At 66.8% G+C, this 21,084-nt stretch carries 21 protein-coding genes and 1 riboswitch; of the genes, 15 read left to right on the top strand and 6 right to left on the bottom strand.

The features are described from left to right. Positions 1-8 precede the first annotated feature (8 nt). The gene (locus BFF94_RS28115) at positions 9-1,475 is read left to right on the top strand and encodes a glutamate synthase subunit beta (RefSeq protein ID WP_128848471.1); all 1,467 of its coding nucleotides are present in this window, start codon (positions 9-11) and stop codon (positions 1,473-1,475) included. Positions 1,476-1,533: 58 nt separating this feature from the next. On the opposite strand, the gene BFF94_RS28110 is transcribed toward BFF94_RS28115, so the two are convergent. Next, on the bottom strand, positions 1,534-1,929 hold the full coding sequence (locus BFF94_RS28110) for a hypothetical protein (protein WP_128848478.1): 396 nt from the start codon (positions 1,927-1,929) through the stop codon (positions 1,534-1,536). A gap of 77 nt (positions 1,930-2,006) precedes the next feature. After that, positions 2,007-3,140: a lipid II-degrading bacteriocin gene (locus BFF94_RS28105; RefSeq protein ID WP_128848486.1), complete on the bottom strand. Its 1,134-nt coding sequence runs from the start codon at positions 3,138-3,140 to the stop codon at positions 2,007-2,009. A 537-nt stretch (positions 3,141-3,677) separates the two neighbouring features. Here BFF94_RS28105 and BFF94_RS28100 point away from each other — a divergent pair. Both BFF94_RS28100 and thpR read left to right on the top strand, forming a co-directional pair. Next, on the top strand, positions 3,678-5,168 hold the full coding sequence (locus tag BFF94_RS28100) for an alanine/glycine:cation symporter family protein (protein WP_128848480.1): 1,491 nt from the start codon (positions 3,678-3,680) through the stop codon (positions 5,166-5,168). Then, on the top strand, positions 5,165-5,740 hold the full coding sequence (gene thpR / locus BFF94_RS28095) for an RNA 2',3'-cyclic phosphodiesterase (RefSeq protein WP_219140095.1): 576 nt from the start codon (positions 5,165-5,167) through the stop codon (positions 5,738-5,740). Before BFF94_RS28100 ends, thpR begins: the two co-directional genes overlap by 4 nt. Here thpR and BFF94_RS28090 read toward each other — a convergent pair. The 4 genes from BFF94_RS28090 to BFF94_RS28075 form a co-directional block, all read right to left on the bottom strand. Next, positions 5,728-7,011: a D-amino acid dehydrogenase gene (locus BFF94_RS28090; RefSeq protein ID WP_219140094.1), complete on the bottom strand. Its 1,284-nt coding sequence runs from the start codon at positions 7,009-7,011 to the stop codon at positions 5,728-5,730. The two genes, thpR and BFF94_RS28090, sit on opposite strands and share 13 nt — an antisense overlap. 25 nt (positions 7,012-7,036) lie before the next feature. Next, complete coding sequence (locus BFF94_RS28085) at positions 7,037-8,299, bottom strand: MFS transporter (RefSeq protein WP_128848121.1); 1,263 nt, start codon at positions 8,297-8,299, stop codon at positions 7,037-7,039. 143 nt (positions 8,300-8,442) lie between these two features. After that, positions 8,443-9,219: an SDR family NAD(P)-dependent oxidoreductase gene (locus tag BFF94_RS28080; RefSeq protein WP_219140093.1), complete on the bottom strand. Its 777-nt coding sequence runs from the start codon at positions 9,217-9,219 to the stop codon at positions 8,443-8,445. After that, the gene (locus BFF94_RS28075; RefSeq protein ID WP_128848343.1) at positions 9,216-10,985 is read right to left on the bottom strand and encodes an ABC transporter ATP-binding protein/permease; all 1,770 of its coding nucleotides are present in this window, start codon (positions 10,983-10,985) and stop codon (positions 9,216-9,218) included. Before BFF94_RS28075 ends, BFF94_RS28080 begins: the two co-directional genes overlap by 4 nt. A 270-nt stretch (positions 10,986-11,255) precedes the next feature. Next, positions 11,256-11,379: riboswitch (TPP riboswitch) on the top strand. A gap of 225 nt (positions 11,380-11,604) precedes the next feature. Between BFF94_RS28075 and BFF94_RS28070 the strand changes: the two genes are divergently transcribed. The 12 genes from BFF94_RS28070 (at position 11,605) to BFF94_RS28015 (ending at position 21,083) form a co-directional block, all read left to right on the top strand. Then, positions 11,605-12,741 (top strand): FAD-dependent oxidoreductase, encoded by a 1,137-nt coding sequence (locus BFF94_RS28070; RefSeq protein ID WP_219140092.1) that lies wholly within the window; start codon positions 11,605-11,607, stop codon positions 12,739-12,741. Positions 12,742-12,773: 32 nt separating this feature from the next. Beyond that, positions 12,774-12,971: a sulfur carrier protein ThiS gene (thiS, locus tag BFF94_RS28065; RefSeq protein WP_027783340.1), complete on the top strand. Its 198-nt coding sequence runs from the start codon at positions 12,774-12,776 to the stop codon at positions 12,969-12,971. Positions 12,972-13,009: 38 nt separating this feature from the next. Then, positions 13,010-13,825, top strand: a complete 816-nt coding sequence (locus BFF94_RS28060; protein WP_034183640.1) for a thiazole synthase — start codon at positions 13,010-13,012, stop codon at positions 13,823-13,825. Then, entirely contained in the window at positions 13,822-14,946 is a 1,125-nt protein-coding gene (gene thiE / locus BFF94_RS28055) for a thiamine phosphate synthase (RefSeq protein ID WP_219140091.1), read from the top strand. The genes BFF94_RS28060 and thiE overlap by 4 nt, the downstream gene beginning before the upstream one ends. Before the next feature lie 84 nt (positions 14,947-15,030). Further along, positions 15,031-15,852 (top strand): ABC transporter ATP-binding protein, encoded by an 822-nt coding sequence (locus BFF94_RS28050; RefSeq protein WP_128847766.1) that lies wholly within the window; start codon positions 15,031-15,033, stop codon positions 15,850-15,852. Next, positions 15,849-16,616 carry a lipid asymmetry maintenance ABC transporter permease subunit MlaE gene (gene mlaE, locus BFF94_RS28045; RefSeq protein WP_128847764.1) on the top strand — a complete coding sequence of 256 codons (768 nt, stop codon included), beginning with the start codon at positions 15,849-15,851 and terminating at the stop codon, positions 16,614-16,616. Before BFF94_RS28050 ends, mlaE begins: the two co-directional genes overlap by 4 nt. 24 nt (positions 16,617-16,640) lie before the next feature. Next, the gene (mlaD, locus tag BFF94_RS28040; RefSeq protein WP_128847762.1) at positions 16,641-17,201 is read left to right on the top strand and encodes an outer membrane lipid asymmetry maintenance protein MlaD; all 561 of its coding nucleotides are present in this window, start codon (positions 16,641-16,643) and stop codon (positions 17,199-17,201) included. Positions 17,202-17,230: 29 nt separating this feature from the next. Further along, positions 17,231-18,196: an MlaA family lipoprotein gene (locus BFF94_RS28035; RefSeq protein WP_128847760.1), complete on the top strand. Its 966-nt coding sequence runs from the start codon at positions 17,231-17,233 to the stop codon at positions 18,194-18,196. 111 nt (positions 18,197-18,307) lie between these two features. Beyond that, entirely contained in the window at positions 18,308-18,940 is a 633-nt protein-coding gene (locus BFF94_RS28030) for an MlaC/ttg2D family ABC transporter substrate-binding protein (RefSeq protein ID WP_128847758.1), read from the top strand. Further along, a complete protein-coding gene (locus BFF94_RS28025; protein WP_128847757.1) occupies positions 18,937-19,212 on the top strand; it encodes an STAS domain-containing protein in 276 nt (91 codons plus the stop codon). Before BFF94_RS28030 ends, BFF94_RS28025 begins: the two co-directional genes overlap by 4 nt. Positions 19,213-19,404: 192 nt before the next feature. Next, complete coding sequence (locus BFF94_RS28020) at positions 19,405-20,331, top strand: ABC transporter ATP-binding protein (RefSeq protein ID WP_034189820.1); 927 nt, start codon at positions 19,405-19,407, stop codon at positions 20,329-20,331. After that, positions 20,328-21,083 carry an ABC transporter permease gene (locus BFF94_RS28015; protein ID WP_128847755.1) on the top strand — a complete coding sequence of 252 codons (756 nt, stop codon included), beginning with the start codon at positions 20,328-20,330 and terminating at the stop codon, positions 21,081-21,083. The genes BFF94_RS28020 and BFF94_RS28015 overlap by 4 nt, the downstream gene beginning before the upstream one ends. The last annotated feature ends 1 nt before the right edge of the window (position 21,084 follow it).

The following is a 21,084-nucleotide window of genomic DNA, read 5'->3' as shown; positions in this document are numbered from 1 at the left end:
AGCACCTTATGGGCAAGGCAACCGGTTTTCTGGAGTTCGAACGCCGCCACGAGGCGTACGAAGCACCGCTCACGCGCGTGAAGCATTACAAGGAATTCGTCGCGGCACTGGCCGACGCGGACGCGAAGGTCCAGGGCGCGCGCTGCATGGATTGCGGCATCCCGTTCTGCAACAACGGCTGCCCGGTCAACAACATCATCCCGGACTTCAACGATCTCGTTTACCGCCAGGACTGGCAGCAGGCGATCGAAGTCCTGCACTCGACCAACAACTTCCCGGAATTCACGGGCCGTATCTGCCCGGCGCCGTGCGAGGCCGCGTGCACGCTCGGGATCAACGACGACCCGGTTGGCATCAAGTCGATCGAGCACGCGATCATCGACAAGGCCTGGGCGGAAGGCTGGGTGAAGCCGCTGCCGGCCGAGCACAAGACGGGCAAGAAGGTCGCGGTCGTCGGTTCGGGCCCCGCGGGCCTCGCAGTCGCGCAGCAGCTCGCACGTGCGGGCCACGACGTGACGGTGTTCGAGAAGAATGATCGGGTCGGCGGCCTGCTGCGTTACGGGATTCCCGATTTCAAGCTCGAGAAGTGGCTGATCGACCGCCGCATGCGCCAGATGGAGGCGGAAGGCGTGACGTTCCGCACCAGCGTGTTCATCGGCAAGGATCCGCTGCCCGAGTCGATCGGCAGCCTCGCGAAGGAAACCATTTCGCCGGAGAAGCTGAAGGAAGAATTCGACGCGGTGGTGATCGCGGGCGGTTCGGAAACGCCGCGCGACCTGCCGGTGCCGGGCCGCGAACTCGCGGGCGTCCATTTCGCGATGGACTTCCTGCCGCAGCAGAACCGCGTGAACGCGGGCGACAAGCTCGTCGACCAGCTGGTCGCGAAGGGCAAGCACGTGATCGTGATCGGCGGCGGCGATACGGGTTCCGACTGCGTCGGCACGTCGAACCGTCACGGCGCGAAGCAGGTCACGCAGTTCGAACTGCTGCCGCAACCGCCGGAAGAAGAGAACAAGCCGCTCGTATGGCCGTACTGGCCGATCAAGATGCGCACGTCGTCATCGCACGAGGAAGGCTGCGAGCGCGACTGGGCGGTCGCGACGAAGCGTCTCGAAGGCAAGAACGGCAAGGTCGAGAAGCTGATCGCGGTGCGCGTCGAGTGGAAGGACGGCAAGATGCAGGAAGTGCCGGGCTCCGAGTTCGAGATGAAGGCCGATCTCGTGCTGCTCGCGATGGGCTTCACGCAGCCGGCCGCACCCGTGCTCGACGCGTTCGGCGTCGCGAAGGATGCGCGCGGTAATGCGCGTGCGGCGACCGAAGGCGATCGCGCGTACGCGACGTCGGTCGACAAGGTGTTCGCGGCGGGCGACATGCGTCGCGGCCAGTCGCTCGTGGTGTGGGCGATCCGCGAAGGCCGCCAGTGCGCGCGGACGGTCGATGCTTACCTGATGGGGCATTCGAACCTGCCGCGATAAGCGCGGTTCGAGCGCCGCTGTCGTATCAGCCGGGTGTCCGAAAGGGCGCCCGGTTTTTTTATTTCTGAAGCCGCGAGCGATCGTGAGCTTGTCCGGTTTTGCCGACCGGCTGATCCCTGACTTCCCAATAGCTTGAAAGCTGCTCGTTGCAATCGATCATCGCGATGTATCGGGTTTCGTCAATGAGCAGCGGGAATTCCCACATGCCCAGTTTCCATGCGTGATATTGCGGCGCACCGTCGAACTGGATGCTGTCCGGGGGAATTCCGTGTTCCTCGAGGCGTACCAGGATCTTTTTCCGTAGGGTTTCGAGAGACATGTCAGGGCAACTGCCTTCGGTTCTCTCGTACCGGGAAGTCGCGACGACAGCGACCAGCAGCGCGAAGGCGCAGATCGCTGCGATAACTACCGAGAGAACTAGCCAGAGAACTCCGCGTACGACTCTGGAAATCATGAGGCGCTCAATGTTTGCATGAACAACATGCGGGGGTGACCCGGGCAGTCAAATTTCCGGAGCTGCCCGGGGGCGTGCTAGCGAGGCGGTCGCATCAGTCCACCGAGCGACGGTCTATGGACTGCCTCCGGGGGGCGTGTGCCTGCATTCTTGACCGGTCGTTGGCCTGAAAACGAGAGACTTTTTTCGCCGAAAAAGTTGATTTGATAGTCCTTGTGTCCCAAGGTGGCGCCGAGCTTGGACAGGAACGTTGTTGCTGCCTCCTGCAGGAATGGCCGGTTGGAAGGATCTGCATCGAACCTGTCGGGGTTGAGTGAGTAGTAACCGTCGAATCGATATGTGTCGTCCTCGAGCATCACAAGCGTGCCGCGTACCCTGCCGGATACTCGCCCAAAGACTGTGGCACTCCAGAAATCCTTTGTTCCGTGATTGAAGATGTTGGTGCTGAAAGGGGTGTCGAGCGAGTAGGTGCCGGGGCCATATCCGGGATTTTCGATGGCTTCCGATATTTTCGGGAAGTCGAGGATGCTCATCTTCAAGTTGAGTGATTCAATATGAACGGTACGTTGGGCTCCATCCCCGCGTATCCAATGGTCGAGTGCATCGACGAACATCAGCGGATTGCCGTATGACGCGAATGTACTCGTTGGCGGGATGCCGCTTGATTGTCCAATATAGATTCCAAATAGCGCAGTGATATTGGCATATTTCCCTGGTTCGAAATTGAATCCGTATTGGTTGGCTCCAGGCAAATATTTGTAGCCACCGACGGCCAGCCATGGAGTGAATCCACCCACCATCATCAATTGATTGCGCCAGAATGTTGTATCGTTGCCCCCGAATACCTGAAGATGTTTGAGAAACATCTCGGTGGCGCGGACCATGTTTCCGATGTTTGCGAAATGCAACATGTAATTCGATGTGCAATACTGATTAAAGCAAATTGAAGGTGCCGGGATTCCGGCGCCAGGGCTGGCGCCGGGAATTTCGTCCACCTTGATGTTGAAATCGCCGAAATTGAAGTCGGGCGGTCTCGGCGTCGTGATCGTGATAGGCGGGAGAACGTTGCCTTGAGCCATGGCAGTCGAGTGTTTCAGCAGCGTGCCAAACGGGAGCGCTGTTGAGGCAACCAGAAAACGTCGTCGCATCAACGACTGCTGTTTTTCTTCGGAGGCGTGGTTTGTCGGTTCTTGAGGGTTGCGCTTAATCATTTCGTATCCCGTGCAGTCGTGGTTTTTGATGGTGATTCGCATACCTGAGGGTATGAAGGTTGTATTTTTTTCTGCCGGCTACAAGGAGTTTGTTCGACGTGGATTCGTGAAAGAGGCATCCAGAATGATTCTGCGACGTGCAATCAAAAGAGATTTCCGAGAGCATGCGACGCCGCTACCTTGTCTCAGAATTTGCCGGACTCGGGCTATGGGCGCGGGGATGCTGAAGGTGCAGGGGCGGCCTGACGATCAACTACCGCTGCGTATCCTCCGGGTAGGCGTCGAGAAAAGTCGAAATGTGCAAGCGCCTTTCTTTGTACGTCCTGTTGGCACGGCAAGGTGTCCAACAGTCACAGAAGATTGTTTAAGGTAGGAGGGGTAGGCTCATCCAATCAGGTGAGATCAGTCCCCTGATTTGCCTCGACATCAAATCCTTTCAGTTTGTAATTATTCTTGCGAATTGTCATATCATGTCGCCCCTCGGGCCGTGTTCGTGCGGCCGTCGCATATGACTGACCCTATTTACAAGGACTCTGGATGGAAGCATTCGTGCAAGGGCTGATCGATGCCGTCAACGGCGTGCTGTGGAACTACGTGCTGATTGCGTTGCTGCTCGGCGTGGGCGCATGGTTCACGCTGCGGTTCCGGATGATCCAGCTGAAGGCGCTGTTCCTCAGCATGAAACTGGTCGGCAGCAAGGGCGAGCCGGGCAGCATTTCGTCGTTCCAGGCGTTCGCGACCGGGCTTGCCAGCCGCGTGGGCACCGGCAACATCGCCGGCGTCGCGGTCGCGCTGACGGTCGGCGGGCCGGGCGCGATCTTCTGGATGTGGATGACCGCGCTCGTCGGGATGTCGTCCGCGTTCGTCGAGGCAACGCTCGCGCAGATCTTCAAGGTGTCGCACCCGGACGGCAGCTATCGCGGCGGCCCCGCGTACTACATCCAGACGGGCCTGCGCTCGCGCGGTTTCGGCGTGCTGTTCTCGCTGTCTCTGATCCTCGCGTTCGGCTTCGTGTTCAACGCGGTGCAGGCGAACGCGATCGCCGACGCGTTCCATGCGTCGTTCGGCTGGAGCCGCGAGACGGTCGGCCTCGGTCTCGTGCTGCTCTCCGCTCCGATCATCTTCGGCGGCATCCGCCGCATCGCGACGGTCGCGCAGGTGATCGTGCCGCTGATGGCGATCGGCTACCTCGCGCTCGCGGTCTACGCGGTCGCGACGCACATCGCACTGGTGCCGGACGTGATCGTATTGATCGTGAAGAGCGCGTTCGGCCTCGAGCAGGCGGCGGGCGGCCTGACCGGCTATGCACTCAGCCAGGCGATCGCGATCGGCGTGAAGCGCGGGCTGTTCTCGAACGAGGCGGGGATGGGCAGCGCGCCGAATGCGGCCGCGACCGCGAGCACGCGGCACCCCGTCACGCAAGGGCTGATCCAGATGCTCGGCGTGTTCGTCGACACGATCGTGATCTGCAGCGCGACCGCGTTCGTGATCCTGCTGTCGGGCCAGTACGAGCTCGGCACCGGCATGGAAGGCGCGGCGCTCACGCAGCGCGCGATCTCGAGCCACGTCGGCGACTGGGGCGGCATCTACATGGCCGTCGCGATCTTCTTCCTCGCGTTCTCGTCGGTGATCGGCAACTACGCGTATGCGGAAGGTAACGTCGAATTCATCACGAAGCGGCGCGGCGTGCTGCCGCTGTTCCGCGTCGCGGTGCTCGGGATGGTGATGTTCGGCAGCGTCGGGCAGCTGCCGCTTGTGTGGGCGATGGCCGATACGAGCATGGGGCTGATGGCGATCATCAACCTGATCGCGATCCTCGCGCTCGGCAAGTATGCGCACGCCGCGTGGTCCGACTATCGTCGCCAGCGCGCGGCAGGCGTTGCCGATCCGGTGTTCACGCGCAACACGATCCCCGAACTCGCGCGGGTGCTGCCGGCCGACGTGTGGGGCGAGCACGGCCCGTTGCCGCAGCGTCCGGTTCCGGCCGACGTGGCGGGCGCGCCGCGCGCCGCGGTGCGCGAGTCATGAACGGCGACCGGCTCCGTGCGTTCGTCGCGCTGATGCCCGATGCGGCATCGCGCGACGCGCTGCACGCGTTGCCGGTCACCCGTGGTGCGCGGCGCATGCTGCCCGCGCAACTGCACTTGACGCTCGCGTTCATCGGCGCGATCGAGCGGGAACGTTGCGATGCGCTGGCTGCGCACCTGCCCGCGCTCGCGGCAGCGCATGCGCTGCCGTTGCTGCCGGTCGAGCGGATCGCGTGGTGGCCGAGCCTGCCGCGCGCGAGGCTGATCGTCGCGGAGCTCGAGGCCGATCCCGCCTGCGTCGCGCTGAATGCCGGGCTGGCGGTGCTGCTGGGCGAGCTCGGCGTGCCGGCCGACCGGCGGCCGTTCCGGCCGCACGTGACGCTCGCGCGGCTGCCGCACGATGCGGTCGGCCAGCCCGCGCACGGCGGCGCGCCCGGGCGGCCGGTCGTGCTGCGCATCGAAGCGCTGACGCTGTTCGAAAGCCGGCTGTCGCACGAGGGCGTGTCGCATCGGCCGATCGTGTCCGCACCGATCGCCCGGGCGGACGGCAACACCGGCACCTACCGGTCGTAGCGCGCGAGCGTCAGGCCCGACAGGTCGATCTCCGGCTCGCGTCCCGTGACGAGATCCGCCAGCACCTTTCCCGAACCCATCGACATCGCCCAGCCCGTCGAGCCGTGGCCGACGTTGAGCCAGAGCCCGTCGATCCCGCTCGCGCCAAGCAGCGGCGGCCCGTCGGGCGTCATCGGCCGGCGGCCGACCCAGAAGCGCGCGGACGCGCGATCGGCCGCGTGCGGGAACCAGTCGTCGAGCACCTTCATCAGCGTATCGAGCGCCTGCTGCCGCAGCGCCGCGTGCCGGTTGCCGAGCTCCGCGGTGCCCGCGACGCGCAGCGTCGGGCCGAAGCGCGTGATCGCCGTCTTCAGCGATTCGTCCATCAGCGCGGCGCGTGGCGCCTTTTCATCGTCGACGACCGCAAGCGTTGCCGAGTAGCCCTTCACCGGATACAGCGGCACGTCGATGCCGTGCGGCTTCAGCAGGCCGGCGCTGTCGACGCCGAGCGCGACGACGATCGCGTCGGCGGCAAGCCGGGCTTCGTGTCTCGTCGTGCTGTTTTCGTCCTGCGTATCGACCCGCACGCCGTGCACCCTGCCGCCCGCGACGTCGAGCGTGCGGATCCCGGTGCGAAACCGGAACGTCACGCCGTGCGCTTCGCACAGCGCCCGCAGTTCGCGCGTGAAGCGCGCGCAGTCGCCGGCTTCGTCGTCGGGCAGGTAGATGCCGCCGACGGGCGCCTGCCGCGCCCAGCGCAGGCCCGGCTCGATCGCCGCGCAGCCGGCGGCGTCGAGTTCGCGAAACGCGATGCCGGCGTCGCGCAGCACCTTCAGCGCGGGTTGCACCATCTCGACGTCGAACGCGCCGCGCAGCAGTTGCAGGTAGCCGCGGCTCGCGCCGTAGTCGAATGGATGACGGTCGCGGAACGCATGCAGGCACGCGCGGCTGTAATACGCGATGCGCTGCATCCGCTGCTTGTTCACGCGGAACCGCTCGAATTCGCATTCGCGCAGCCAGCGCGCGATCCAGCGCCACTGCGCGGCATCGAGCGTCGGCCGGAAGATCAGCGGCGACGCGGGCTTGAACAGGTACTTGAGGATCTTGCCGGGCATCCCCGGGGCGGCCCATGGCGTCACGTAGCCGGGTGCGATCACGCCCGCGTTGCCGAGGCTCGTCGCCAGTGCGACATCGGCTTCGCGTTCGATCACGGTGACGTCGCAGCCTGCTTCGCGCAGGTGCCAGGCGGTGGTGACGCCGATCACGCCGGCGCCGAGGACGATCACGTGCATGCGGTTTCCGGAACGAAGCGGGCGCTCACGATGCGATGGCCGGATCGTCGACGAGCGACTTGCCGCGCGTTTCCGGCAGCACGAGCGCGGCGACGATCACGAGCAGGTAGCCGCCGCCCGCGACGAGGCCGATCGCCTTCACGAGCGACATCGACTGCGACAGCGAGCCGACGAGGATCGGGAAGAACGAGCCGAGCCCGCGGCCGAGGTTGTAGCAGAAGCCCTGGCCCGAGCCTCGGATCGCGCCCGGATACAGCTCCGACAGGTACGCGCCGACGCCCGCGAAGATCCCCTGCACGACGATGCCGAGCGGGAAGCCGAGCAGCAGCATCGCGGTATCGGTGATCGGCAGCATCGTGTACGCCATGCCGAGCGAGAACGAGCCGATCGCGAACAGGATGAACGACGCGCGGCGACCGAGCCGGTCGGACAGGATCGCGCCGACCACGTAGCCGACGAACGAGCCGACGATCAGCACGACGAGATAGCCGCTCGTGTTGAACACGGACAGGTGGCGGACGGTTTTCAGGTAGGTGGGCAGCCACGTCGTGATCGCGTAGTAGCCGCCGAGCATCCCGGTGCACAGCGCGCTGCCGAACAGCGTCGCGCGCAGGTGCGGCGGCGAGAAGATCTCGAGGAAGTGGCCCGACACGCGGCCTTCGTCGCGCGCGCGGCGCGTGGCCGTGTAGATGTCGGGATCGCTGACGTTGCGGCGGATATAGAGGATCCACAGCGCGGGTACGATGCCGATCCAGAAGCATGCGCGCCACGCAACCTGCTCGGGCAGCAGCGCGAAGAACGCCCAGTAAAGGATCGCGGCCGCGGCCCAGCCGAACGACCAGCTGCTCTGCACGGTGCCGACGGCCTTCGCGCGATGCTCCGGCGAGCGGATCGTCTCGGCCATCATGATCGTCACGACCGACCATTCGCCGCCGAAGCCGAAGCCCTGCAGCGTGCGCGTCGCGAGGAGCTGCCAGAACGAATGCGTGAAACCGGACAGGCACGTGAACAGCGCGAACGTCGCGATCGTCCACTGCAGCACGCGCACGCGGCCGTAGCGGTCGGCGAGGATGCCGGCGGCCCAGCCGCCGACCGCCGACGAGATCAGCGAGCTCGTCGCGATCATCCCGGCCTCGCCCTTCGTCATTCCCCAGGTGGCGATCAGCGTCGGAATCAGGAACGAATAGATCATGAAGTCGAACGCATCGACCGCGTAGCCGCCGAAGCCGGCGTACAGCGTCCTGCGCTCGCGCGTCGACAATTCGTTGAACCACTGGAATGCCTGCATGCTTGCCGCCTCCTCTTGTCCCTTCTCGCGTGACCGCGTGGCGGTTATTTTACGGTCGCGATCCTGCGCGCCAAAAAGGCCGGTGCAGGTTCGTGCGGGAAAGCGGGGATGCGGGGAGAAAGGGAGGAGGGTGTGGCGCCGCTTCAGAGCGTCAGGCCGCCGTCGACGTGCACGACCTGCCCGGTAATCTGCCGCGCGGCGTCCGACAGCAGGAACGCGATCAGCGCGGCGACGTCGTCGGGTTCGGCGATCCGGCCGAGCGGCGTTGCCTGTTCGGCCTGCGCCCACGCGGCGGCGTTGCCGGCGCTCGGGCCGTGGTCCTTGCGCGTGAAGCCGGGCGCGACGGCGTTGACGGTGATGCCGCGCGCGGCGAATTCGGCCGCCGCGGTGCGCACCAGCGATTCGAGCGCGGCTTTCGCCGCGGCGGTGGCCGCGAACGGCGCATCGGCGCGGTAGCGGTGCGCGACGAACGAGCTGACCGCGACGATGCGCGGCGCGGCCGACGCTTCGAGCAGCGGCCGCGCGCGGCCCGCGAGCGCGGAGAACGCGCCGGGCATCGCCGCGAAGGCGGATGCGAGCGCGTCCGCGGAAAGATCGGAAAAGGCTTGCCGCGCCGCGAAGCCGGCGTTCGCGACGAGATGATCGAGCCCGTCGAAGCGCGAGGCGGCTGCATCGACGAGCGAGGCGGCGACGCCCGGCGCGGCGAGATCGCCGGTGAGCGTGATGCATTCCGCACCGGCCGCCGTGCACGCGCGCGCGACTTCGGCGAGCCTCGCACGCGCCGCATCGTCCGCGCCGCGCGCGTGCAGCGCCAGCGCGATGCCGGGCGCCGCGAGCCGCCGCGCGAGCGCCGCGCCGATCCCCGAGCCTGCGCCGGTGATCAGCGCGATTCGTACGATGTGCGCGGCGCGCACGCTCACGCCGCGACCTTGTCGCCGACGTTCACGCGCTCGACGTTGATCGTGCCGCCGTGGAACGCGGCCAGCGACTCGCGGTGCGCGATGCTGACGATCGCGGCCTTCGGCAGCCGTTCGGCGAACAGGTGGTAGAGGCGTGCCTCGTTGTCGGCGTCGAGCGCGCTCGTCGCTTCGTCGAGGAACAGGAAGTCGGGCTTGTGCAGCAGCACGCGTGCGCCGGCAAGACGCTGCTGCTCGCCCGGCGACAGCACGCGCGTCCAGTGCGCGTTTTCGTCGAGGCGCTCGACGTAATCCTCGAGGTGGCACGCGCGCAACGCGTCGCGGCACGCGTCGTCGCTGAACGCGTCGGGCGTTGCCGGATAGGTGAGCGCGGCCTTCAGCGTGCCGATCGGCAAATAGCTCGTCTGCGGCACGAACATCATCCGCGCGCCGACCGGCGCGTCGATCGCACCGTCGCCGAACGGCCACAGGCCGGCGAGCGCGCGCATGAACGTGCTCTTGCCGGAACCCGACTTGCCGATCACGAGCCAGCGCGAGCCGGGTTCGATCGTCAGGTTGCCGATGTTCGCGAGCGCGTTGCCGTTCGGCAGCGCGAGCTTCAGCGACGACGTCGACAGTTTCGCGGCGTCGACGTAGTGCAGGTTGATGCCGCCGTGCTCGGTCGCGGGCGACAGGCTTTCCTTCAGGTGCGACGTGCCCATCACGCGCTTGAATTCGCGCAGACGGTTGACGGTGGCGCGCCATTCGACGAGGGTCGAGTAGCTGTTGATGAACCACGAGAACGAATCGCTGACGGTGCCGAACGCGGACGAGATCTGCATCAGCACGCCGAACGAGAACGCGCCCGCGAAATAGCGCGGCGCCGCGACGACGATCGGGAAGATGATCGCGATCTGCCCGTAGAAGCTCAGCACGAACGTGAGCCGCTTCGTGTACTTCATCACGCGCCACCAGTTGTCGCGGATGCGCATGAAGAGGCCTTGCGCGTTGCCGGTCTCGGTTTTCTCGCCGTCGTAGAACGCAATCTGCTCGGCGTTCTCGCGCACGCGGATCAGCCCGAAGCGGAAATCGGCCTCGACGCGCTGCTGCTGGTAGTTGATCGACACGAGCGGATGGCCGACCTTCTGGATGATCAGCGAGCCGATCACCGCGTACAGCGCGGCCGCCCACACCATGTAGCCGGGAATCGAGATCGGCGTGGCGCCGAGCGTGAACGTCAGCGCGCCGGCGAGCGACCACAGGATCGTGATGAACGACACGAGCGTGACGACCGTCGACAGCAGGTCGAGCGACAGCGAGAGCGTCGTGGTCGCGAACGACTGGAGGTCGTCGGTGATCCGCTGGTCGGGGTTGTCCGCGAGGCGGTCACGCTCGATCCGGTAGAACGCGCGATCGCCGAGCCACTGGCCGAGAAAGCGGTCGGTGAGCCACTGGCGCCAGCGGAAGCCGAGCATCTGCCGCAGGTAGCGGCCGTACACGGCGAGGATGATGAACGCGAACGCGAGCGCGGAGAACTGCATCAGCAAGCCCGGGAAGTCGTGGACGTCCTTCGACTGCAGCGCGTTGTAGAACTGCGCGTTCCACTTGTTCAGCTTGACGTTGATCCAGACGACGCAGAGGTTGATCGCGATGATGGTAACCAGCAGGCCCCACGCGATTTTCCATTCGGACGATACCCAATAGGGCTTGATGAGGCTCCATGCGGATACCGGGCGCTCGTCCTGTGGCGCGTCGGAGGCGGAGCGGACGGGATCGATCGATTGGGTCATGTGCTTCCTGATGAGTAGCCGGCGCGCGGGCCGGGCGGAACCGGGCGCGCGCCGCGATACGGCATGCCGGGGCGATGCGCCGACTGACGGCGGGTGCCCGGATGGTCGCCCGCGCGTCTTAAACGGCACTTAAGGGCCGGCGGTGACGCGGCAACCGGCCGCTCGCGCGGCCGGCCTGCGGGCATTGTGCCAGAGCGGCGCAACACGACGGCGAATTTGCCGTACGGGGGACAGTTTGCGGCGCTTTCCGCTTTTATGGTCTAATGGCCGACGACGAAACAGGGGTGCTTCGTGGCGCGGCCGGCGGATGTTCCGGGCGGCGTGGCGAGGCTGAGAAAGACCCTTCGCACCCGATCCGGGTAATACCGGCGAGGGAAGTTTCTGATCCCGCCGGGCCGCGCTGGCCGCCATCCCACATGGCCAGCGCCCGAGTCCAGCCCGGCCGGCCTTTGCTGCCGGTTTCGTCCTTTTGGGTACGCGCATTGCGCGTTACGGAAGGAATGATGACCGCACAATCTTCAGTCTTTTGCATGGCTCCCGGCCCGATGTCGCGTGCGTTCGCACGGGACGGCGCTGGCGCAGCGACGTTCGTCGCGCGCGCTCGCGCGGAGGGGGCGCGATGAACGCCCAGGATTCCCGGCCGGATTTCGCGGTGCTCGGCGGCGGCCTCGTCGGCCGCCTGATCGCATGGCGGCTCGCGGGCGACGGCCATCGCGTCGCGCTCTACGAGCGCGGTGGCCCGGACGGCGAGCAGTCGGCCGCGTGGGTCGCGGCCGCGATGCTCGCGCCGCTCGCGGAAGCGGCGAGCGCGGAACTGCTGATCACCGAGCTCGGCGCCGCGTCGCTCGCGCGCTGGCCGCAGTGGCTCGCGGAATTACCCGAACCCGTCTTCTTCCAGCATCACGGCACGCTCGTCGTCTGGCATCACGCGGACCGCGCGGAGGCGCCGCTGTTCGAGCGGCGCCTCCGCGCGAACGCGCCGGCCGACCTGTTCGACGGTGGCTTCGTGACGCTCGCCGGCGCGCAGGTCGATGCGGCGGAGCCCGCGCTCGCGGGCCGCTTCGCGCGCGGCCTGCTGCTGCCGCGCGAAGGCCAGCTCGACAATCGCCAGGCGCTGCGCGCGCTCGCCGCGGGTCTCGCCGAACGCGGCGTCGACCTGCACTGGCACGTCGCGATCGACGACGCACACTTGCCCGATGCGCATTTCACGATCGATTGCCGCGGGCTCGGCGCGAAATCCGTGCTGCCCGCGCTGCGCGGCATCCGCGGCGAAGTCGCGCGCGTGCATGCGCCCGGCATCGGGCTCACGCGGCCCGTGCGGCTGCTGCATCCGCGCTATCCGCTCTATATCGCGCCGAAGCAGGACGATCTCTATGTGATCGGCGCGACCGAGGTGGAGGGGGAGGACATGTCGCCCGTCAGCGTGCGCTCCGCGCTTGAACTACTGAGCGCGGCGTTCTCCGTGCATCCGGCGTTCGGCGAGGCGCGCATCCTCGAACTCAATGCGCAGTGCCGGCCGACGCTGCCCGATCATCGCCCGGCGGTGATCTGGGACGGCGCGTCGACGCTCGCCGTCAACGGCCTGTACCGGCACGGCTTCATGATCGCGCCGGAAGTCGCGCATGCGGCGGTCGCGTTCGCGCAAGCCGCGCTCGGCGGCGCGTTCGGCGATGCCGACGCGTTCGCCGCGTGGCGCGACGCCGCGCGCTGGCCGACGCTCCTCCATTACCGCAACGACGCGCGCCAGCCGGCCTGACGCGCGCCGCCGACCGAATCCGACGAAGCCTCATGGATATCCAGATCAACCAACAGACCCTGACGCTGCCCGACGGCGCGACGGTGGCCGACGCGCTGGCCGCGTACGGCGCGCGTCCGCCATATGCGGTCGCGCTGAACGGCAACTTCGTCGCGCGCACGCAGCATGCGGCGCGCGCGCTCGCGGCGGGCGACAAGCTCGACGTCGTGCACCCCGTTGCGGGCGGCTGAGCGCCGCCGGTTCGTCCCCGCTCTTCCAGGAAAACGACATGACGTCCCTCACCTCCGCCGACGCGCTGACGCTGTACGGCGAAACCTTCGCAAGCCGCGTGCTGCTCGGCACGTCGCGCTATCCGTCGCTGCAGTCGCTGTCCGATTCGATCGCCGCGTCGCGCCCCGGGATGGTCACGGTTGCGCTGCGCCGCCAGATGACGGGCGGCACGGCCGAAGCCGGTTTCTTCGACCTGCTCAAGCGCCACGCGGTGCCGCTGCTGCCGAACACGGCCGGTTGCCAGACCGTCGCCGAGGCCGTGACGACCGCGCACATGGCGCGCGAGGTATTCGGCACCGACTGGATCAAGCTCGAGCTGATCGGCGACGACTACACGCTGCAGCCCGACCCGGTCGGGCTGATCGAAGCCGCCGCGCAACTGGTCAAGGACGGTTTCAAGGTGCTGCCGTACTGCACCGAGGATCTGGTGATCGGCCGGCGCCTGCTCGACGTCGGCTGCGAGGCGCTGATGCCGTGGGGCGCGCCGATCGGCACGGGCAAGGGCGTCGTGAACCCGTACGGCTTGCGCGTGCTGCGCGAGCGGTTGCCCGACGTGCCGCTGATCGTCGATGCGGGGCTCGGCGTGCCGTCGCACGCGTGCCAGGTGATGGAGTGGGGCTTCGACGGCGTGCTGCTGAACACGGCCGTGTCGCAGGCCACGCATCCCGAGATCATGGCGCGCGCCTTTGCGCAGGGCGTCGAAGCCGGCCGCGCCGCGTATCTCGCCGGGCCGATGGACGCACGCGAGACCGCGCATGCGAGCACGCCGGTCGTCGGGATGCCGTTCTGGCACCAGGACGGGGGCGGCGCATGAGCGCGCGTTTCGCCGATGCGTTCTGGCCGCCGGCCGACGAACTGGCCGAAGCGGCCGAACGAATTCGCGCCCGGCTCGGCGACTGGCCGGGCGGCGCGGCGCCGTGGCGGCTTTGCCTGGCGGTGCCCGACGTGCCGGCCGACGGCGACGTACTGATCGTGTCGGCCGGCGACCGCGCCGCGCAGGCGCGCGCGTCGGCCGCGTCGCGGCCCGCGTCGCCGGACGCGGTCGCGATCGAATTCGACGAAGCGGGCGCGGTGCTGCATGCGGCGGGCGCGCGCTACGCGCTCGACGCCGCGCATCCGCTCGCGGACGACTGGATCGTGGCGCTCGCCGCGTTCCTCGATTGCGGCTTCGCGCCGGTCGACGCGCTGGTGCTCGCGCTGGCATGGCGCGACGGCGACGAAATGCGTGCCGCCGACGCGTGGCCGGTCGACGCCGCACGGTTCCCGCGCGTCGCCGGGCTGCCGGCCGCGCCCGAGCTTGCATTCGCGCCATGTCCCGCGCAGCTCGGCCTCTATCCGGTCGTGCCGGACGCCGAATGGGTCGAACGCGTGCTCGAATGCGGCGTGCGAACCGTGCAACTACGCGTGAAAGGCGCGACGCCGGACGCGTTGCGCCGGGAAATCGCACGCGCGGTCGCGGCCGGGCGACGCTATCCCGATGCGCGCGTGTTCATCAACGATCACTGGCAGATCGCTGTAGATGAAGGCGCGTACGGTGTTCATCTGGGCCAGGAAGACCTCGAGACGGCCGATCTGGCCGCGATCGCGCGTGCGGGCCTGCGGCTCGGACTTTCGAGCCATGGTTATTACGAAATGTTGCGGGCGCTGCATGAGCGCCCGAGCTACCTCGCGCTCGGCCCCGTGTACGCGACCGCGACCAAGGCTGTCGCCGCGCCGCCACAGGGTCTCGTGCGGATTGCCCGCTACGCGCGCTTCGCGGGGGCGCGGGCGCCGCTCGTCGCGATCGGCGGGGTGGGGCTCGATGCGCTGCCGGCCGTGCTGGCGACGGGCGTCGGCAGTGTCGCGGTGGTCAGCGCGGTGACGGGCGCGGCCGACTATCGGACTGCGCTTATTGCGCTGCAGCAATGTTTTGCCGGACAATTTGACAATCATTGACCGCAGGGCCCGGAACGGCGTCACGACATCATTCCAAGGCAGGCCCTATAATTCGGCGTTCTGCGTAAAAGGATTGTCCGCTCCGTGAGCCCCACTCCTACCGACACACTGCTGGAACTTCGCGACGTCGACTTCGGCTACGGCGATCGTCTCGTCCTGTCGAACCTGAACCTGCGCTTCGGCCGCGGGCAGGTCGTCGCGGTCATGGGCGGGTCGGGCTGCGGCAAGACGACCGTGCTGCGCTTGATCGGCGGCCTCGTGCGTGCGCGCCGCGGCCAGGTGCTGTTCGACGGCGCCGATGTCGGCGCGCAAACGCGCGACGGCCTGTACGCGCTGCGCCGCAAGATGGGCATGCTGTTCCAGTTCGGCGCGTTGTTCACCGACATGTCGGTGTTCGAGAACGTCGCGTTCGCGTTGCGCGAGCATACCGACCTGCCCGAAGACCTGATCCGCGACCTCGTGCTGATGAAGCTCAACGCGGTCGGGCTGCGCGGCGCGCGCGACCTGATGCCGTCCGAGGTGTCGGGCGGGATGGCGCGCCGCATCGCGCTGGCGCGCGCGATCGCGCTCGATCCGCAACTGATCATGTACGACGAGCCGTTCGCGGGCCTCGACCCGATCTCGCTCGGCATCACCGCGAACCTGATCCGTACGCTGAACCAGGCGCTCGGCGCGACGTCGATCCTCGTCACGCACGACGTGCCTGAATCGTTCGCGATCGCCGACTACGTGTATTTTCTGGCCAATGGCGGCGTGCTCGCGCAGGGCACGCCCGACGAGCTGCGCGCATCGACCGATCCGAGCGTGCGGCAGTTCATCGACGGCGCGCCGGACGGCCCGTTCAAATTTCATTACACGAGCCCGCCGCTCGCAGCGGATTTCGGGCTCGGCGGAGGGCGCGCATGATCAGCGCGATCGGACGTTACGTCATCGGCGGCCTCGAGCGCACGGGCTACGGCACGCGCCTGTTCGTGCGCCTCGTGCTGGAATTCTTCCCGCTGCTGCGCCGGCCGCGGCTTGTCATGAAGCAGATCCACTTCCTCGGCAATTATTCGTTCGTGATCATTGCCGTGTCGGGGCTGTTCGTCGGCTTCGTGCTGGGCCTGCAGGGGTATTACACGCTGAACCGCTACGGGTCCGAGCAGGCGCTCGGCCTGCTGGTCGCGCTGTCGCTCGTGCGCGAGCTCGGGCCGGTCGTCACCGCGCTGCTGTTCGCGGGCCGCGCGGGCACGTCGCTCACGGCCGAGATCGGCCTGATGAAGGCCGGCGAGCAGCTCACCGCGCTCGAGATGATGGCGGTGGACCCGATCAAGACGGTGATCGCGCCGCGCATGTGGGCGGGCATCATCGCGATGCCGCTGCTCGCCGCGATCTTCAGCGCGGTCGGCGTGCTCGGCGGTTATATCGTCGGCGTCGTGCTGATCGGTGTCGATCCGGGCGCGTTCTGGTCGCAGATGCAGGGCGGGGTCCAGGTCTGGGCCGACGTCGGCAACGGCGTGCTGAAGAGCATCGTGTTCGGGTTCGCCGTGACCTTCATTGCGCTGTATCAAGGGTATGAAGCGAAGCCCACGCCCGAAGGCGTGTCGCGCGCGACCACCAAGACGGTCGTGTTCGCGTCGCTCGCCGTACTCGGCCTCGATTTCCTGCTGACCGCGCTGATGTTCAGCTAAGCCTCAGCCAAGCCAAATTTTGGGATGACGATGAAAAAGACTGTTCTCGACTTCTGGGTCGGCCTGTTCGTGGTGGTGGGCTTCCTTGCGGTGCTGTTCCTGGCGCTGAAGGTCGGCAACATGAGCTCGCTGTCGTTTCAGCCGACCTACGCAGTGAAGATGAAATTCGACAATATCGGCGGGCTGAAGCCGCGCGCGGCCGTGAAGAGTGCGGGCGTCGTGGTCGGCCGCGTGAAGTCGATCGGCTTCGACGCGAACACGTACCAGGCGCTCGTCACGATCGATGTCGACGGCCAGTACCCGTTCCCGAAGGATTCGTCGGCGAAGATCCTGACGTCGGGCCTGCTCGGCGAGCAATATATCGGCCTCGATCCGGGCGGCGACACCGAAATGCTGAAAGCCGGCGATACGATCACGATGACGCAGTCGGCGATCGTGCTCGAGAACCTGATCGGCCAGTTCCTGTACAGCAAGGCCGCCGATGCGGGCGGCGCGAAGCCGGCTTCCGGCACGCCTGCCGCGCCGGCACCGGCACCAGTGCCGGCGTCGGCTGTATCCGCCGCGTCCGGTTCGGCAGCGCAATAACCACACGAGAGAACAAGAGGGGAATGACCATGCAGACGATCCGCATCAGGCACGCCGCGCTGGCGGTTGCGGCAGTCGCCGCGTTGAGCGGCTGCGCGACCGTGCAGACGCCGACCAAGGGCGATCCGCTCGAAGGCTTCAACCGGACGATGTACAAGTTCAACGACACGGTCGACACGTACGCGCTGAAGCCGGTCGCGCAGGGCTACCAGTACGTGGTGCCGCAGCCGGTGCGCGACAGCGTGACGAACTTCTTCTCGAACATCGGCGACGTCTACATCGCGGCGAACAACATCGTGCAGTTGCGGATCGCGGACGGCGTCGGCGACCTGATGCGCGTCGTGATCAACACGGTGTTCGGCGTCGGCGGCCTGTTCGACGTCGCGACGATCGCGAAGCTGCCGAAGCACACAGCCGACTTCGGGATCACGATGGGCCGCTACGGCATGCCGTCGGGCCCGTACCTGGTGCTGCCGCTGCTCGGCCCGAGCACGGTGCGCGACACGGCCGGCCTCGGCGTCGACTACGTCGGCAATCCGCTGACCTATGTGAAGCCGGACAGCGTGGGCTATGGCCTGTTCGGCGTGAACCTCGTCAATACCCGCGCGAACCTGCTCGGCGCGGGCGACGTGCTGAATGCCGCGGCGCTCGACAAGTATTCGTTCGTGCGCAACGCGTACCTGCAGCGCCGCCAGGCACTGATCGACAACGCGCGCGGCGAAGCCGGCTCGACGGCGAGCAACGACGCGCTGCCGAAGTACGACCTGCCGGAAGACGGCGCGGCACCGTCGGCAGCCGGCGCGGCCGGTACGGCGGGTGCAGCGGCGGTTGGCGGTGCGGCGGCACCGGCAGGCACATCGGGCGCGGCGGTTGCCGCGCCGGCTTCAGGCACGGCCGAAGCGCCGAACCCGGCCAGCGAAACGAACGTGCCGGCGATGCAGGTGGCGCCGCCGTCGCCGGGCGGGTTCCGCTTCCCGAGCATCCGGCTGCACTGACGGAATTACATTCGTTACAGCCGGAAACGATTCAGTCGGTAGCGTACGCGAACTTGCGCGTAAGCTACCTGCTCCAACCTCCGCATCGACTCATTCATGCAGGCCACTATGATGAAAAAACTGTTCCTGATCCCCGTTTTCGCGGCGCTGTTCTCGTTCGGCAGCAGCGCAGTTCACGCGCAAGTCGACCAGTCGAACCCGCAGGCGCTGATCAAGACGGCGACGCAGCAGGTGCTCGACGAAGTCAAGCAGCAGACGATCAAGCAAGGCGACACCAACCGCATCATCACGATCGTCAACAAGGACATCCTGCCGTACACCGATTTCCGCCGCACCACGCAGCTCGCGATGGGCCGTAACTGGCGCACGGCAACGCCCGAGCAGCAGCAGCAGGTTCAGGAGCAATTCAAACTGCTGCTGATCCGCACGTATTCGGGCGCGCTCGCGCAGCTGAAGCCGGACCAGCAGATCCAGTACCCGCCGTTCCGCGCCGATCCGGCCGATACCGATGTCGTGGTCAAGACGGTCGCGATGAACAACGGCCAGCCGGTCCAGATCGATTACCGCCTGTACAAGTCGGCGAGCGGCTGGAAGGTGTATGACCTGAACGTGCTCGGCGCGTGGCTGATCCAGACGTACCAGCAGCAGTTCAACGAGAAGATCCAGCAAAGCGGCGTGGATGGCCTGATCCAGTTCCTGACGCAGCGCAACCAGCAACTTGCCGCCGGCAAGCAGGCGTCGTGAGCGGCTTCGAAGCCGGCTCCTCGCTGACCGTCGCGAGCGCGAAGTCCGCGCTCGCGGACGGTCTTGCGCGCATCGGCGCGGGTGCGACCGCCGTCGATTGCGCGGCGCTGACGCAGTTCGACTCGTCCGCGCTCGCCGTGCTGCTCGCATGGCAACGTGCCGCCAAATCGCGCGGCGCGACCCTCGACCTCCTCAATCTCCCCCCGAAGCTCGCCAGCCTCGCGCGCGCCTACGGCGTCGACGCGCTCATCGACGGCACCGGACGACATTGACCCTGTCCGACCGGAGCCTGCCGCGCCAGCTGGCGCGCGCAAGCTTCAGGCTGCGTGCCTCCGGCGCCGGCTCCCCCAGCCGGTTTGCCCTATAATCAAGCGTTTTGCGGGGCGGCCAATCGGCGTCCGGCCCCCATTTTATTTCGCAGCAAGCACAGAATAGGCGTCGCGGCCCTTGCGTCGCGCACAGTCATGTCAGCCATAGAAATCCGTCACGTCAAGAAGCGCTACAAATCGCTTCAGGCGCTCAAGGGCGTCAGCCTGTCGGTCGAGGAAGGCGAGTTTTTCGGTCTGCTCGGCCCCAACGGCGCAGGCAAGACCACGCTCATCAGTATCCTCGCCGGGCTCGCCCGGGCCGACGAAGGCAGTATCTCGGTGCGCGGCCACGACGTCGTCAAGGACTTCCGTGGGGCGCGCCGCGCACTCGGCGTCGTGCCGCAGGAGCTCGTTTTCGACCCGTTCTTCACCGTCCGCGAGACGCTGCGGATCCAGTCCGGCTATTTCGGGCTGCGCCGCAACGACGACTGGATCGATGAAGTGATGGCGAATCTCGACCTCACCGAGAAAGCCGACGCGAACATGCGCGCGCTGTCGGGCGGAATGAAGCGCCGCGTGCTCGTCGCGCAGGCGCTCGTGCACCGCCCGCCCGTGATCGTGCTCGACGAGCCGACCGCCGGCGTCGACGTCGAATTGCGCCAGACGCTGTGGAAATTCATCTCGCGCCTGAACCGCGAGGGCCACACGATCGTGCTGACCACCCATTACCTCGAGGAAGCCGAGTCGCTGTGCGACCGCATCGCGATGCTGCGCCGCGGGGAAGTGGTCGCGCTCGACCGCACCGACGCGCTGCTGCGCCGCTTCGCGGGGCTGCAGCTCTACCTGCGCCTGGCGACGGGCGCGCTGCCGGCGGAACTGCGCGGGCTGGAGACCGACCCGGCCGCGCGCGCGCCGGGCGAGCACCTGCTGCGCCTCACGAGCTATGACGATGTCGAACGCATCCTTGCGCAGTGCCGCGCGGCGGGCTGCACGTTCGACGAGATCGAGGTCCGCAAGGCCGACCTCGAGGATGTGTTCGTCCAGGTGATGAACGGGGCTGAGGTGATCGAGGGTCTGGCATGAGCGGTTTTCAAACGCTGTTCTACAAGGAACTGCTGCGTTTCTGGAAGGTGTCGTTCCAGACGGTGTGCGCGCCGATCGTCACGGCGCTCCTGTATCTGACGATTTTCGGCCACGCGCTGTCGGGCCGTGTCGAGGTGTATCCGGGCGTCGAGTACGTGAGCTTCCTCGTGCCGGGCCTCGTGATGATGAGCGTGCTGCAGAACGCGTTCGCGAACAGCTCGTCGTCGCTGATCCAGTCGAAAATTACCGGCAACCTCGTGTTCATGCTGCTGCCGCCGCTGTCGTACCGCGACATCTTCGGCGCGTACGTGCTCGCGTCGGTCGTGCGCGGGCTCGCGGTCGGCGCCGGCGTGTTCGTCGTGACGATCTGGTTTATCCCGATGCACTTCGCGGCGCCGCTGTTCATCATTGCGTTCGCGCTGCTCGGCTCGGCGATCCTCGGCACGCTCGGCCTGATCGCCGGGATCTGGGCCGAGAAGTTCGACCAGCTCGCCGCGTTCCAGAATTTCCTGATCATGCCGCTGACGTTCCTGTCCGGCGTGTTCTATTCGACGCATTCGCTGCCGCCCGTGTGGCGCGAGATCTCGCGTCTCAATCCGTTTTTCTACATGATCGACGGCTTCCGCTTCGGGTTCTTCGGCGCGTCCGACATCAACCCGTTCTCGAGCCTCGCGATCGTCGCCGGTTTCTTGGTGCTGCTCGCGATGATCGCGATGCGGCTGCTCGCGACCGGCTACAAACTGCGTCATTGAT

This window comes from Burkholderia catarinensis, assembly GCF_001883705.2.
In the GTDB taxonomy this organism is placed as follows: domain Bacteria; phylum Pseudomonadota; class Gammaproteobacteria; order Burkholderiales; family Burkholderiaceae; genus Burkholderia; species Burkholderia catarinensis.
Note: the sequence above shows the minus strand (reverse complement) of the source record. Positions and strands in the feature narration are given on the sequence as shown.